The organism is Natrialba taiwanensis DSM 12281 (assembly GCF_000337595.1).
GTDB classification, from domain to species: Archaea; Halobacteriota; Halobacteria; order Halobacteriales; family Natrialbaceae; genus Natrialba; species Natrialba taiwanensis.
Genome location: NZ_AOIL01000048.1, coordinates 1 through 15,313, shown reverse-complemented (window position 1 = coordinate 15,313; position 15,313 = coordinate 1). Strand labels below are relative to the sequence as shown.

The following is a 15,313-nucleotide window of genomic DNA, read 5'->3' as shown; positions in this document are numbered from 1 at the left end:
CGGAGTAACCGCTTCGGAGTATGCCAGCAGACCACAACCTGCCGGCCTACGACGAGACGCGCCAGGCGTTTTCGTGGGACGACAGCTACGAGGAAGCCGACTGGGACGCCCCGGAGCGAATAAATATCGCACACGAGGTCTGTGATCGCCACGCCGAAAACAAGGAGAAGGTGGCGCTCTACCAGGTCGGCGAGGACGGCGAGTTGACGACGCTTTCCTTCTGGGAACTCGCCGAGCGAACCAACCGGTTCGCGAATCTCCTCGCTGAACTCGGGATCGAGCGCGGCGACCGGGTCTTCTCGTATCTGCCACGGATTCCCGAACACTACGTGGCGCTCGTCGGGACGCTGAAACGCGGTGCCGTCTTCGGCGGTGTCAACGAGCGGTTCGGGCCGGACGGCATCGCCTACCGACTCGACGACTGCGACGCGAAGGCGATCATCACGACCGCCGACAACCGAGACACCGTCGAGGCCGCGCTCGAAGACGCGCCGTCGGTCGAGCACGTCATCGTCGTCAGCGACGACGGAACGGGGCTGCGCCGCGGCGACGTGAGCTACCACGCGGCCATGGAGCGAGCGAGCCGCGAGTACGAGACGACCGAGACGAGCGGCGAGGACGACGCGCTGTTGTACTACACCAGCGGAACGACCGGACTGGCGAAGGGCGTCCTGCACAAACACCGGTGGGTTGTCGGCGTTGCCACGACGCAGCGCTACGCCGCCGACCTCCAGCCGGGTGATTTGTACTGGTCAACGGGCGACCTCGGCTGGCTGACCGGCCCCATCAATACCCTCGGGGCCTGGTTCCGGGGCACCGCCCTGTTCACCTACGAGGGCGAGTTCGACCCCGAGACGTGGGCCGACCTGCTCGACACCTACCCGATTAGCGTCCTCTTCTCGGTGCCGACGGCCTACCGGATGCTCCGGGAGAACGAAACCGTTCTCGAGGGAACGGCACTCGACCTGCGCCACGCGCTGTCGATCGGCGAACCGCTCTCGGCCGGCGTCGTCGAGTGGGGCGAGGAGACCCTCGGCGTCACCATCCACGACACCTACGGCCAGACCGAGACGGGGAACATGATCATCAACAACTACCCGACGATGGAGGTCCGGCCGGGATCGATGGGGAAACCGCTGCCCGGCATCGAGGCGGACGTGGTCGATCCCGAAACCGGCGCGGTGCTCGACCCCGGCGAGACCGGCGAGATCGCCCAGCGCGGGGATTACCCCTGCTTCTTCGCCGAGTACTGGGAGAAGCCCGACAAGACGGCCGACTGCTTCATTGACGGTCCCGACGGCGGTGAGCAGAGTGAAACGATGCGATCCTCGCCAGACGAGACGGCTGGCGGCGAGTGGTACCTCTCGGGCGACCTCGCGCACAAGGACGAAGACGGCTACTTCTGGTTCGAGGGGCGGGCGGACGACGTGATCCTCTCCTCGGGCTACCGCATCGGCCCCTTCGAGGTCGAGAGTTCGCTCGGCGAGCACGAGGCAGTCGCGGAGGCGGCCGTGGTCCCGAAGCCCCACCGCGAGCGCGGCAACATCGTGAAGGCGTACGTGGTGCCGGGCGGCGACGCGACGCCCTCGGAATCGCTCAAAGACGAGATCACGGACCACGTCAAGTCCGAACTCTCCGCCCACGAGTACCCTCGCGAGGTCGAGTTCCGCGAGGAGTTGCCCAAGACGGTGACGGGGAAGATTCGACGGACGGAGTTACAGGACGAGGCGGCTGCGGAGGCCGAATAGCGAGTAGCGAGTAGCGAGAAGCAAGTAACGAGTCGCAAGGAGCAAGCAGCGGATGGCGGGTCCTGAGGAACAACTACCGAGACCCGCAATCGACGCGAGACAGCGACGACGAAATCAGACACAACGAAGAACACCATGAACTTCGAATCCACGCAGGAACGCGAGATGATCCGACAGACGGCGGCCGACGTCGCCGCCGAGTACGGACCCGAGCACTGGCGCGAGAAAGAACGAGCGGGCGAGTTCTCCGAAGCCTTCTGGGCTGAACTCGCGGACGCAGGCTTTCACGGCCTGTTGATCCCCGAGGAGTACGAGGGTGCTGGCATGGGGATGCAGGAAATGGGACTGGCGATGGAGACCCTCTGCGCCGAGGGCTGTGGCATGGCCGGAACCTGGTACCTGGTCCTTACGGCGGGGATGGCCGCGGTCGGCATCCGCGAGTACGGTACTGCGGAGCAAAAGGAGACCTACCTCCCGGACATCGCGAACGGGAAGCGCAACTTCTCGATCGGGATCACGGAACCCGAGGCGGGGACGAACACGCTGAACGTGGCAACGAAGGCCGAAAAAGATGGAGACGAGTTCGTCCTCAACGGCCAGAAGGCCTGGATCACGTTCTCGGATCGCGCCGAGAACATGATCATCGTCACGCGGACGACGCCCCGCGAGGAGGTCGACCGCGGGACGGACGGGATCAGCCTGTTCATCGTCGATATGGACGACCCGAACATCGACGTCTCGCCGATCGAGAAGCACGGGATCAACTACTCGAAGTCCTGTGAAGTCTTCTTAGAGAACGTCCGCGTCCCTGCCGAAAACATGCTCGGCGACGAGGACGACGGCTGGTGGGTGCTGGTCGACATGCTCAACCCCGAACGAATCGGCTTCGCCGCGGCGGGGACGGGGATCGGCAAACTCGCCGCAAACACGGCGATCGAGTACGCCAACGAGCGGGAGGTGTTCGACGCGCCGATTGGCTCCCACCAGGGCGTCTCGTTCCCGATTACGAAGGCCTACGCGCAGATGGAGACCGCCGCACTCATGCGTGAGAAGGCGGCCTGGCGCTACGATCAGGGCGAGGAGTGCGGCTACGAGACTAACGTTGCGAAGGCGACCGCTGTCGCAGCCGGCATCGAGGCCGTCAAGCAGTCCATGCAGGCCTTCGGTGGCTGGGGCTACGCCACGGAGTACGACGTCGAGCGCTGGTGGCGAGAGATCAACCTGACCCGGCTCGCACCGGTCTCCCAGCAGATGGCGTACAACCACATCAGCCAGCAGCTCGGATTCCCGAAGTCCTACTGATCTACTAGCATGTTCGACAAACTACTCGTTGCGAACCGCGGCGAAATCGCCGTGCGCGTCATGCAAGCATGCGAAGAACTCGGCATCGAGACCGTCGCGATCTACAGCGACGCGGACCGCAACGCCGGCCACGTCGAGTTCGCCGACGAGGCGTACAACGTCGGCCCCGCGCCGGCGAGCGAATCGTACCTCGACCAGGAGGCGATCCTCGAGACCGCCGACCGGGCGGGCGCGGATGCGATCCACCCGGGCTACGGCTTCCTCGCCGAAAACGCCGCGTTCGCCGCCCGCGTCGAGGACGCAAAGGGAATCACCTGGGTCGGTCCGCCGAGCGAGGCGATGGAAGCCCTCGGCGATAAGACGACGGCCCGACAGGTCATGCAGGCGGCCGACGTGCCGGTCGTCCCCGGAACGAGCGACCCCGTCGACTCCGCCGCAGAGGTTCGCGAACTCGGCGACGAGTTCGGCTACCCGGTCGCGATCAAGGCCGCCGGCGGTGGCGGCGGTCGCGGGATGAAGATCGTCCGCAGCGCGGACGAAGCCGAAGACGCCCTCGAGAGCGCGAAACGCGAGGGCGAGGCCTACTTCGACGACGCGACCGTCTACGTCGAGAAGTATCTCGAGTCTCCGAAGCACGTCGAGGTGCAGATCCTCGCGGACGAGCACGACACCGTGCTCCACCTCGGTGAGCGGGACTGCTCGCTCCAGCGCCGTCATCAGAAGGTCATCGAGGAAGCGCCGAGTCCCGCACTCGACGGGGCGCTGCGCGAAGCGATCGGCGAGGCCGCCCGCCGCGGGGTCCGCGAAGCGGGCTACACGAACGCCGGCACCGTCGAGTTCCTCGTCGAAGACAGCGAGTTCTACTTCATGGAGGTCAACACCCGGATTCAGGTCGAACACACCGTCACCGAGGAGGTGACGGGGATCGACATCGTCCGGGAACAGCTTCGAATCGCGGCCGGCGAGGAACTCCCCGACGCGCAGGCGGATGTAGACATCAACGGCCACGCCATCGAGTTCAGGATCAACGCCGAGAATCCGGCCGCGGAGTTCGCGCCGACTCCGGGTGAACTCGAGACCTACGTTCCGCCCGGGGGGCTCGGCGTGCGCGTCGACGACGCCGTTACCGAGGGCGACGAGATCGCGGGCGACTACGACTCGATGATCGCGAAACTGATCGTTCGCGCGCCGACGCGCGAGCGGTGTCTCGAACGCTCCCGGCGCGCACTCGGACACTTCGACATTTCGGGTCCCGAGACGATCGTGCCGTTCCACCGGCTCATGCTAGACGATGCGACCTTCCGCGCGGGCGAGCACACGACCGACTACCTCGACAGCGAGGTCGGTGCGGACGAACTCGATGCGGCGGTCGAGCGGTGGGGCTCGGCAACCGGAAGCGGGGGCGGTGGCGAGAGTGCGAGCGAACACGAACTCGTCGTCGAGATTGACGGGCGGCGGTTCGACGTGCTCGTCGAGGACGATCTTCCGCGGGTGGCGCACAACGGCGGAGCCGACGCAGGTGCGCCCTCGGGATCGGCGGGATCGGCGAGTTCAGGTTCGAACAGCGGCGCAGCCGCAACCGAGCAGGTCGCGGCCGGCGATGCCATCACGGCCGAGATGCAAGGCACCGTGCTCTCGGTCGATGTCGAACCCAGCGACGAGATCGGTGGCGGGGACGTGGTCTGCGTGCTCGAGGCGATGAAGATGGAAAACGACGTGGTCTCCCCGGGGGCCGGCACCGTCGCCGCGGTTCCCGTTTCCGAGGGCGACTCGGTCGACATGGGCGACCCGCTGATCGTACTGGAGTGAGCAATGACGATGGAACTCAGACTCAGTGTAACGGAGACGGGAGGACAGGACCAGAGCGAGATACAGGCGGTCGCGACAGCGCTCGCTGCACACTTCGGCGAAACCGTCGATCTGTACCCCGAGACGGGCGACGAACTCCTCGCGAGCGCATCGCCGCCGGACAACGGAACCGAAACCGGAGCCGGAACCGGAACCGAAACCGAAACCGGGAGCGCTGGCAGCGGTCCGGGACCAGTACAAAGCGCCGGTCGCAGTCGCGATCGAGGGAGCGAGCAGGACGACCTCGAACCGACCGAACGCGAGGAACTCCTGCGCGACGAGATCGAGGAGATACTCGAGGGCGGCCCGGAGAAGTACAAAGAGCGCCTTCCGGAGCAGGGAAAACTGTTCGTGCGCGATCGGCTCGACCTCTGGTTCGGCGACGGCGACGAGTCGGGCGGTGGCAAAACGAACGGCATCACGTTCGAGGACGGAACGTTCGCCAACTTCGACGCCGACGACGACCTGCCGGCGGACGGCCTCATCACCGGCGCGGCCGAGTTCGAGGGTCGGGACCTGCACTTCATGGCCAACGACTTCACCGTCAAGGCGGGCTCGATGGCCGAGAAAGGCGTCGAGAAGTTCCTCCGGATGCAACAGCGCGCGCTGAAGACCGGCCGCCCGGTCCTCTACCTCATGGATTCGTCGGGCGGTCGGATCGACCAGCAGACCGGCTTCTTCGCCAACCGCGAGGGCATCGGGAAGTACTACTACAACCACTCGATGCTCTCCGGGCGCGTCCCCCAGATCTGCGTGCTCTACGGCCCCTGTATCGCCGGCGCGGCCTACACGCCCGTCTTCGCCGACTTCACCGTCATGGTCCGGGACGTGAGCGCGATGGCCATCGCCTCGCCGCGGATGGTCGAGATGGTCACCGGCGAGGACATCGACCTGCAGGACCTGGGCGGCCCGGACATGCACGCCCGCCACTCCGGCAGCGCCGATCTGATCGCGGAGGACGAGGAACACGCGCGCGAACTCGTGGCGAAGCTGATCGGCTACCTGCCGGATAACAGCGACGAGAAGCCGCCGCAGACCGAGGGGACGGCACCGCGACTCTCGCCCGACGGCATCGACGCCGTCGTCCCGCAGGAACCGAACCGCGGCTACGACATGTTCGACGTCATCGAGCGCATCGTCGACGCCGACTCGGTGCTCGAACTCCGGCCGGAGTACGGGAAAGAGATCATCACGGCCTTCGCCCGAATCGACGGCCGGCCGATCGGCATCGTTGCCAACCAGCCCAACCACCGCGCCGGGGCGATCTTCCCCGACGCGGCCGAGAAGGCCGCCGAGTTCATCTGGACCTGCGACGCCTACGACGTGCCGCTGCTGTACCTGTGTGACACGCCGGGCTTCATGGCCGGTTCGCAGGTCGAGAAAGACGGCATCTTAGAGCAGGGCAAGAAGATGATCTATGCGACTTCCTCAGCGACAGTGCCGAAGCAGTCCGTCGTCGTTCGCAAGGCCTACGGCGCGGGGATCTACGCGATGTCCGGGCCGGCCTACGACCCCGAGAGCGTGATCGGGCTTCCAAGCGGCGAAATCGCCATTATGGGTCCCGAGGCCGCGATCAACGCGGTCTACGCGAACCGACTCGCGGATATCGACGATCCGGACGAGCGCGCCGCGCGCGAGCAGGAACTGCGCGAGGAGTACCGCGAGGACATCGACATCCACCGGATGGCGAGCGAGGTCGTCATCGACGAAATCGTCCCGCCGAGTTCACTGCGCGATGAACTCGAGAACCGCTTTGCGTTCTACGAAACGGTCGAGAAGGACCTGCCGGACAAGAAACACGGGACGATCCTCTAGGCGTCCGGCCACGGTCGGTTTCGAGTGGAAACAAGAGAATCGGATGCTGTTTTAGTCGTGGCCACCAAAGCGACGGCTATGACCGACCCGCTGATCCGTACCGGAGACGAAATCGAGTACGACACTGTGGACGCCGCAGACGGTCTCGAAAAGGGTGTCCTGATCGCCGAGGAGCACGGCGCGCCGAACTTCGCGATCCGCCGATTTGAACTCGAGGCGGGAGCCACAGTCCCGGAGCATACGAACGAGGTCGAACACGAGCAGTACGTACTGCAAGGAGCGTATACGGTCGGGATTGACGACGAAGAGTACGAAGTCGAAGCCGGCGACTCGCTGCTAATCCCTGCGGGAACGGTCCACTGGTACCGAAACGAGAGCGACGAGCAGGGCGCGTTCCTCTGTGCGGTGCCAAACGGCGACGACGAGATCGACCTGCTGGAGTAACCCCCGTCAGGCCCGACTGCAGACAACGCCTCCGACGTCGGCCGCCGGGACCAGCAAAGATTGCGTGTCGTTGGCATACGGTTTTGCAACCGCAACTACTATATCTTTTTAGGGATACCTAAAACCAGATGGCAGAAGCGCAGTCGATTGACGAGCATGCAGCCGTCCGGGAGCGGGAGGGATGGGTGACCGGGCGGCTCGTCCTCTTTTGTCTGGCAAGCGTGGGTATCACCGTCGTTGCCGGATTGGTACAGGTGAGTTTCGGGGAGTACTCGATGACGTTTGTCGAGGCTTGGAAAGCCGTTTTCAACCCCACGGTGATCTTCAGTCTCGACGCGTGGTCGGCGTTTCTCTTCGGCACTGAACTCCCGGACATGAGCACTGGGAGCGTCGTCGTCTGGAACCTCCGGCTGCCGCGAGTGTTCGTCGGGATCATCGCCGGCGCGACGCTTGCGGTCTCGGGAGCGATCTTCCAGGCGGTAACGCGAAACGAACTGGCGAGTCCGTTCATACTGGGGGTCAGCTCCGGTGCAGGATTCGCCATCCTGGCGACGCTCGTCGTTTTCAGCGGGCTCTCGCATCTTCTGCCGCTGGTCGCCGCCCTCGGCGGAACGGTCGCGTTCGTGGTCGTGTACATGATCGCCTGGAAAGGGGGAACGAGCCCGGTCCGACTCGTGCTCGCCGGCGTCATCGTCAACATGATCTTCCAGTCGCTCCAGCAGGGACTGTTCTTCTTCGCGGACGACCTGGGGGTCGTCCAGACGGCGATCGCCTGGCTGACGGGCTCGCTGACGGGCACCGGCTGGGGAGAAGTTCGGATCGCGATCGTGCCGGCAATCATCGCGATCGGCATTGCACTCGCCGGCTCGCGGCAGTTGAACGTCCTGATGCTGGGCGAAACCACCGCCCGATCGCTCGGGATGCAGGTCGAACGAGTTCGGTTTTTCCTCTCGGCCGTCGCGATCCTGGCGGCCAGCGTCGCGATCGCTGTCGCGGGCATCGTCAGCTTCTTCGGCCTCGTCGTGCCCCACATCGTCCGCAACACGCTGGGCGGAGATTACCGGCGGCTGATGGTCGGCTGTCTCTTCGCCGGCCCCGCATTGATGGTCACCGCCGACGTCGGCGCGCGGCTCGCGCTGAGCGGCACTCAGATTCCCGTCGGCATCGTCACCGGCCTGATCGGCGGCCCGTACTTCCTCTACCTGATGCGCAAACAGCAATCGATGGGTGAACTCTGATGGCACACCAGCATCACTCCGCGACGGAGGAGCAAGACCACGACCAAGAACAGGCACAGGAGTATGAACACGAACACGATCACAAGCAAATCACCGACAGCGACGGCGTGACAGTCGAGAGCGCACTGGTCGGCGACGGTCTCGAACTCAGCTATCCCGCGAGCGAGGAAACCATCGTCGACTGCGCTCGCCTCGACATTCCCGAGGCCGCGGTGACCGCGCTCGTCGGTCCGAACGGGAGCGGAAAGAGTACGTTGCTAAAATCCCTCTCGAACCACCTCGAACCGGACGCGGGAACGGTTCAGATCCACGGAGAAGACCTCGACTCGTTCAGTCAGAAGGAACTGGCGCGCGAACTCGGCGTCCTCTCACAGGAGAACGATTCGCTGGGTTCGATCACCGTCGAAGACCTCGTCTATCACGGCCGCTACCCGCACCGCGGCTTTTTCGACTCGGTCAGCGAGGAGGATCACCGTGCGGTCAACCGCGCGATCGAACTCGCGGGAATCGACCACATCTGCGACACCGAACTCGGGCAACTGAGCGGCGGCCAGAAGCAACTGGCCTGGATCGCGATGGTGCTCGCACAGGACACCGACGTGCTGTTGCTCGACGAGCCGACGACGTTCCTCGACATCCACCACCAGTTCCGCGTCCTCGAGACGATTCGCCAGTTGAACGAGCAAAAGGGCGTCACCGTCGCCGTCATCCTGCACGATATCTCGCAGGCGGCCCGCTTTGCGGACTACCTCGTCGCGATCCGCGACGGCGAACTCTACGACTGGGGCCCGCCCGAGGAGGTCGTGACCGAACAGTTGCTCGCCGACGTCTTCGGCGTCGAGGCGACCGTCAAATACGAACCCGAACTCCAAGTCCTGCCCAAACAAGCGCTGCCGGATAATCGATTATAGTTCCTCCGAGCGGGAGAATCGGTGTGTACACCCGACTATCGACGCGCTCGTTCGAGACGACGAAGCGAACCGGTAGACGGCCACCTTCGGAACACTTTTATAATTTTAGGCTCACCTAAATCGTGATGACCGACCAACGACGGTGGACGAGACGAACCGTCCTTCGAACCAGTGGTGCAATTGCCGGCGTGGGTGCGATGGCCGGCTGTCTCGATTCCCTCGGACAGACCGACCAGGAAAACGAATACACGGTGTCAATGCCGCCAGTTGGCGACGTCGAGTTCTCCGGCGTTCCGGAAACGTGGGCCGCCAACAACGGCACCTGGGCCGGCATGGGCGTCGCGCTCGGCCAGGATCCGCCGGAAGCCGTCTACCTCACCGAGCGGTTTCACACGCAACATTACGAGGAGATTCCCGGCCTGAGCATCGACAAAGAGGACGTCGGGATGGACTCGCTCTGGGGGGACGAACTGACCACAGAGGAGTTTCTGGAACTCAGCGAGGACGTGGATGTCTTCATCATGGATCCGAACTTCATCCGCGGTCGAACCGATAACTGGACCGAGGATGACATCGAAACCATCGAAAACACGGGTACGCCCTTCTTCGGCAACAGCATCTTCTCGCGGGGTTACGAGTGGCACGACTACGACTACTTGACGCTGTACGAAGCCTTCGAGTACCTCTCGCAGGTCTTCCAGGAGGAAGATCGCTACGAGGCCTTCGAAACCCTCCACGACGAGTTCCAGAACGAACTCGACGATATCGTCCCGCCGGAAGACGAGCGACCGTCGGTCGCCATCATGTGGCCCCAGCCGGCCGAGGAGCCAGAGACGTTCTCGCCGTACCTCATCGACGAGGGGACGAGCTTCAAGCAGTGGCAGGATCTGGGTGTCGAGGACGCGTTCGCGACGACGGACGTCGAGGACTTCCACGACGGCCGAACCGAGGTCGACTACGAACTGCTTCTCGAGATCGACCCGGACGTGCTGTTGATCCGCGCCCACGAGCAGAAAAGCGCCGACGAGTTCAGCGACACGGTCGTCTCGCACATGGAGAACCACAACGTCGCCAGTGAGCTGACGGCCGTCCAGAACGGCGATGTCTACCGCGGCGGCCCGCTCCATCAGGGACCGATCGTCAACCTGGTGCTGACCGAACGCGCAGCACAGCAGGTCTACGGCGTCGACGAGGAACTGTTCGACCGCGACCGCGTCGGCGATATCGTCGCCGGCGAACTGTCGTAACGCCGAACTCGAAAGTGGACCGGTGGCCGTTCGGCGGTAAAAACGCAAAAACGGAGACGTTTTTCGCGGCGATCGAATTTCAGACCCGAGAGTGACCCGTATATGCGGCCGTGTACGGTCCCTCGTTGCCGACGAACGCGTAGTAGTCACCGGACTCCTCGACCTCGACGGTAACAGAGCCCTGTCCGTTCGACTCTTCGGCGCAGACGATCTCGCCATCGGGAGTCATGAGACCGAGACAGAGATCGGAATCGGCGGCGTCCCACGAGACGTCCACTGTCAGGGACTCACCTGCAGCCAGCGAGTGCGGACCGTATGCGGTCCCCTCACCCGGATCGATCGTCCCGTCAATGTCGTACGTTGCAGTCGGACCGGCGTCGTCCGCACCGTCTCCGTCGACGGTTGTCACGTCGAACTCGTCGGCTGCGATCGTCCGGGTATCGTTCGTTGGTGGTTCGAGGACCGTCGTTTCGTCGTCGGTCGTGATGGCTATTGATTCATCAGTGGACGCGTTCGTATCAGCATCGATGACCGATATCGACGTTTCCTCGAAGTCGGTCTCGTCGACTCGCTCGGTCGTGAACTCGTCATCGGATCCCGTCTTGGCATCGTCCGCACCGACGATCGAAACGTCGGCGTCGATACTATCGCTCGCAACAACACCGCCAACGCTGAGCGCGAGCGTCATCATCGTGACTAGCGCGAGCATCAGCGAGCGTCGATTTCGTTTCATGGTTGTCAATATACTTGAGATCGACCCGAACCGGTACCGCAGCAACCCGTGACCAGATCTCGTCACCTACTGCCACTCTCGTCAGTTCCGGACCGACCTCAAATAAGTCTTGGAAGAAACAACATATAAACAATAGTTGGAAAGCCGTTCCGAAACTCGTGCAGAGCAACTGAAACAGCTGTTACACCTGTTACGATGTCGGACTCAGCGAAGGAACACGACCTTTCCCATCCCTCGACGCCGTCTTTCGACGAGATCTTTCCCTTCCAGGCGGTCGAGTTTCCGGCTGACAGTCGCTTTTGAGTGGTCAGTCTGCGCAACGATGAGACGCTGCTCAAGGACGCCATCAGCGCCGAGGATCTGCTCGTAGATGTCTCGTTCCGCTTGAGAAAGCTTCGGTGCGATCGTGTCCCACTCACGGTGTCGTCGTTCGAGGAGTTCGTCGGATATCGTTACTGAACCGGGTTCGTCTTCAACTTCCAATTGTTTTGAAGTCGGCTCCGCGTCGTCTTCCGCTGGAGAGCGCTCCGTTTCTGCCCGCCAGTCGAGAAAGAGGTATGTACTGCATGCACCGAGGACGAACGACGTAACGAGGACGACACCGACATCACGATACGCAAAAAAGCCGGGAAGGCGTGTCGTCTCCGAACTCGATCCGCTAACGGAAACGACGACTGGTGACGGATGTAATAACTGCAGACACAGTAAGAACGCTGCGACAACGAGGGTCGCCGCAACCAATCGGGAACCGAGGCGGAGACGTGTCTTCATTGCTCGTGACTGATGGTTGAGTCGATTATGATTATAAGATTGAGGATTTCACGGTTGTCGCGTTTTGATAGGCAAATATCGCGGATAGAAGCGACATACTGCATCCATAGCGGGAATGAAACGATCTGAAACAGCCACGAAACACGAGTGAAACGCGTGTGAAATAAATTGTTAAATAGTATTTCGCACAGAGATACAGATCACGCTTCGAGAGCGGACCGGCAGATAATGGACAGAAATACGATTCAGTCGATCCTTCGAGGCCGTTCAGCTCGGATACTGAGTTTGATCTGTGTCGGGATGGTTTTCGCTCTCGTCCTCTCAAGCGCAGGTATCGATGGAACGGCCGATAGAACCCCTGCAGCAGAAGTACACGTGACAGACGAAGCCGTCTCTCTGGAGTCGGAACCGTTCACCGATCCAGTCGATATATACACGATGTCGGACGAGAAAGACGAACGGCTCCGAATTGCCCGCAACGACGGTGGCATCGAGATTACGGTCGAGTCGCCACCGGTCAACCAGTCCGCATTCGAAGACGAACCAGCGATCTCGAACGAAACGCACGTACAAGAAATCGTTCGAACCAACGAGACCGTTCAGTCACTCATTGCCAACAGTAGCGAATATGATGTCTCGACGCGGGTGGCACTCGATCTGTCGTACAGAGAAGGGGAAGAACCCCGATCCGCAGAAAGCGACCAGACAGCGTTCGAAGTCACCGCGTCCAGCGAAAACGAAATCCGAATCCGGCAAACGACACCGCCAAATCTCGATACGACAACTGCAACAGTGGTTCTCCAAGAGGAAGGACAGCAAACGACGTATTCGGTTGCGGTCGATGCGGTCAACGAGACGGTGACCGATATTACTGCGACTACTTCGGAGAACGATGGCGCTCGTGGGACCGGGTCAGGATAGCCGGACGTGAACGAATCGGAACGACCGAATCTGATAAAGACACCGACGTGCATTCACTTCCTGACGCGCGACGACAACTGCCGGAGTCCGAATCGCTCAAGTACGCCACGCGTGTATCACGTCTCGTGTCGAAGCAGGTCCAGCAGGTCGAAACGATCTTCTGCCACGAAACCGGCGGCGACTATCTCCTCGTCGTCCAACGGGACGGCAAGCGACTGTTCCGTGCGAAGCTCGGCCTCTCCGAAACGTCGGCCGGCCCTCGCCCCGCCAAATTCCGACTCAAAGACGGATCGAGCGAAGAGCCGCGCCAACCCGACGAGTTCATCGAACTCGCACGCCGCGCAAAGCGCATTCGGATCTCCGAGCAGACCTCCCAGGAGGGCCGCCAGGAACTGACCGAGATGCTGTCGGGCTACCAGCTCGCGGACAAAGTCAAGACCGTTCGGACCTGTCGCTACTGCGCCTCCGCCGGGCGCTACTCGCCGATTACGACGGAGACGGCGGTCAAAGACGACGCAGATTGGATCTGTCAGGACTGCGCTCGCCGCGAACTCGAGCGCCAGCTTTCCTACTCGGGCGGCGGGGAAGTGACGGGGGCGGCCAAGGACCGACTCGAGGACCTCATGCTCGAAGTGCAGGACCTAGATCGGATCGTCAACCTGCTGCAAGGGCGACTCGATCCGGATCTGACGAAGTTCGATACCATCTCGGCGACGACCGACGAGGTCGATCCCGTCCGCGTGGATTCGCTGAACCTGCACCCAGGACTACAGGGGTTGCTCGAGGATCGGTTCGAGACGTTGCTGCCGGTCCAGAGCCTTTCGGTCGAGAACGGACTCTTCGACGGCGAGGATCAGATGGTCGTCTCGGCGACGGCGACCGGGAAGACGCTCGTCGGCGAGATGACCGGGATCAACCGCGTTCTCAACGGCAAGGGGAAGATGCTCTTTCTCGTGCCGCTCGTCGCGCTCGCCAACCAGAAACACGAGGACTTCGAAGCGGAGTACGGCGATCTCGTCGATGTCTCCATTCGCGTCGGGGCGAGCCGAATCACCGACAACGGCAACCAGTTCGATCCCAACGCCGACGTCATCGTCGGCACCTACGAAGGGATTGACCACGCCCTGCGAACGGGCAAGGACATGGGCGATATCGGTACCGTCGTCATCGACGAGGTCCACACCTTAAAAGAAGAGGAGCGCGGCCACCGACTGGACGGCCTCATCTCGCGACTCAAGCACACGTGTGAGCAGCGGGCCGAGCGCCGCGACGACTATCACGGTGCCCAGTGGGTCTACCTCTCTGCAACCGTCGGCAACCCCGAACACCTTGCCGGCGCGCTCGAATCGACGCTCATCGAGTTCGAAGAGCGTCCCGTCCCCATCGAACGCCACGTCACCTTCGCCGACGGCCAGGAGAAAGTCCGCGTCGAAAACAAACTCGTCAAACGCGAGTTCGACACGGAATCCTCCAAGGGATACCGGGGCCAGACAATCATCTTCACGAACTCGCGCCGGCGGTGTCACGAAATCTCCCGAAAGCTCGAGTACTCCTCGGCGCCCTATCACGCCGGACTGGACTACAAACGCCGAAAAACGGTCGAACGGCAGTTCGGCGAGCAGGAGCTGTCCGCCGTCGTCACGACCGCCGCGCTCGCGGCAGGGGTCGACTTCCCGGCCTCACAGGTCGTCTTCGACTCGCTGGCGATGGGCATCGAGTGGCTCTCGGTCCAGGAGTTCCACCAGATGCTCGGCCGCGCCGGCCGCCCCGACTACCACGACAAGGGGACCGTCTACGTCCTCGTCGAACCCGACTGTGCCTACCACAACTCGATGGAGATGTCCGAGGACGAAGTCGCCTTCACCCTCCTGAAAGGCGAGATGGAGTCGGTGATGACCCACTACGACGAACGCGCCGCAATCGAGGAGACGCTCGCAAACATCACCGTCGGCGGCAAAGCCGCGAAGGCGCTCAACGACCGCATGCTCGGCGATGTCCCGACGAAACACGCCATCGGCAAACTCCTCCAGTACGAGTTCATCGACGGCTTCGAGCCGACACCGCTCGGGCGCGTCGTCACGGAGCACTTCCTGGCACCGGACGAAGCGTTCACCCTGCTCGACGGCATCCGCAAGGACGCCGCGCCGGCTGAACTCGTGGCGGATATCGAACTCCGCGATGCGGAGTTGTGACGGGTTGCGTGGCTGGTCGAGTAGCGTGTCGTTGTCTCGTTTTCAGATGAAGAGGGTTCTATTGAATCCACGGACGGCATTGGGGTAAGTCGTCAGAACGATTGAGGTGAAGCGGAAGAGGCGTCTTTGTGCAGAAGATTCTC

The 15,313-nt window shown here is 62.6% G+C and carries 12 protein-coding genes; 10 read left to right on the top strand and 2 right to left on the bottom strand.

What is annotated here, in order from left to right; all coding sequences use genetic code 11:
• Positions 1–20 precede the first annotated feature (20 nt).
• The 8 genes from C484_RS12200 to C484_RS12165 all read left to right on the top strand — a co-directional run bounded on the left by C484_RS12200 (position 21) and on the right by C484_RS12165 (position 10,553).
• Entirely contained in the window at positions 21–1,748 is a 1,728-nt protein-coding gene (locus tag C484_RS12200) for an acyl-CoA synthetase (protein WP_006826238.1), read from the top strand.
• Positions 1,749–1,883: 135 nt separating this feature from the next.
• The gene (locus C484_RS12195) at positions 1,884–3,050 is read left to right on the top strand and encodes an acyl-CoA dehydrogenase family protein (RefSeq protein WP_006826237.1); all 1,167 of its coding nucleotides are present in this window, start codon (positions 1,884–1,886) and stop codon (positions 3,048–3,050) included.
• 9 nt (positions 3,051–3,059) lie between these two features.
• Positions 3,060–4,859, top strand: coding sequence for an acetyl/propionyl/methylcrotonyl-CoA carboxylase subunit alpha (locus C484_RS12190; RefSeq protein ID WP_006826236.1), 1,800 nt, complete (start codon positions 3,060–3,062; stop codon positions 4,857–4,859).
• Between the two features lie 3 nt (positions 4,860–4,862).
• On the top strand, positions 4,863–6,713 hold the full coding sequence (locus tag C484_RS12185) for an acyl-CoA carboxylase subunit beta (RefSeq protein ID WP_006826235.1): 1,851 nt from the start codon (positions 4,863–4,865) through the stop codon (positions 6,711–6,713).
• 78 nt (positions 6,714–6,791) lie between these two features.
• Positions 6,792–7,157 (top strand): cupin domain-containing protein, encoded by a 366-nt coding sequence (locus C484_RS12180; RefSeq protein WP_006826234.1) that lies wholly within the window; start codon positions 6,792–6,794, stop codon positions 7,155–7,157.
• A 128-nt stretch (positions 7,158–7,285) separates the two neighbouring features.
• The gene (locus C484_RS12175) at positions 7,286–8,395 is read left to right on the top strand and encodes a FecCD family ABC transporter permease (protein ID WP_006826233.1); all 1,110 of its coding nucleotides are present in this window, start codon (positions 7,286–7,288) and stop codon (positions 8,393–8,395) included.
• Positions 8,395–9,306 (top strand): ABC transporter ATP-binding protein, encoded by a 912-nt coding sequence (locus C484_RS12170; RefSeq protein WP_006826232.1) that lies wholly within the window; start codon positions 8,395–8,397, stop codon positions 9,304–9,306. The genes C484_RS12175 and C484_RS12170 overlap by 1 nt, the downstream gene beginning before the upstream one ends.
• A gap of 125 nt (positions 9,307–9,431) precedes the next feature.
• Positions 9,432–10,553 (top strand): ABC transporter substrate-binding protein, encoded by a 1,122-nt coding sequence (locus C484_RS12165; RefSeq protein WP_006826231.1) that lies wholly within the window; start codon positions 9,432–9,434, stop codon positions 10,551–10,553.
• Between the two features lie 79 nt (positions 10,554–10,632).
• Here C484_RS12165 and C484_RS12160 read toward each other — a convergent pair whose 3' ends face one another.
• A complete protein-coding gene (locus tag C484_RS12160) occupies positions 10,633–11,286 on the bottom strand; it encodes a hypothetical protein (protein WP_006826230.1) in 654 nt (217 codons plus the stop codon).
• Between the two features lie 204 nt (positions 11,287–11,490).
• Positions 11,491–12,057: a helix-turn-helix transcriptional regulator gene (locus tag C484_RS12155; RefSeq protein WP_006826229.1), complete on the bottom strand. Its 567-nt coding sequence runs from the start codon at positions 12,055–12,057 to the stop codon at positions 11,491–11,493.
• A 375-nt stretch (positions 12,058–12,432) separates the two neighbouring features.
• Between C484_RS12155 and C484_RS12150 the strand changes: the two genes are divergently transcribed.
• Entirely contained in the window at positions 12,433–12,978 is a 546-nt protein-coding gene (locus C484_RS12150; protein ID WP_239640976.1) for a hypothetical protein, read from the top strand.
• 125 nt (positions 12,979–13,103) lie between these two features.
• Positions 13,104–15,170 (top strand): DEAD/DEAH box helicase, encoded by a 2,067-nt coding sequence (locus C484_RS12145; protein WP_006826227.1) that lies wholly within the window; start codon positions 13,104–13,106, stop codon positions 15,168–15,170.
• Positions 15,171–15,313 lie beyond the last annotated feature (143 nt).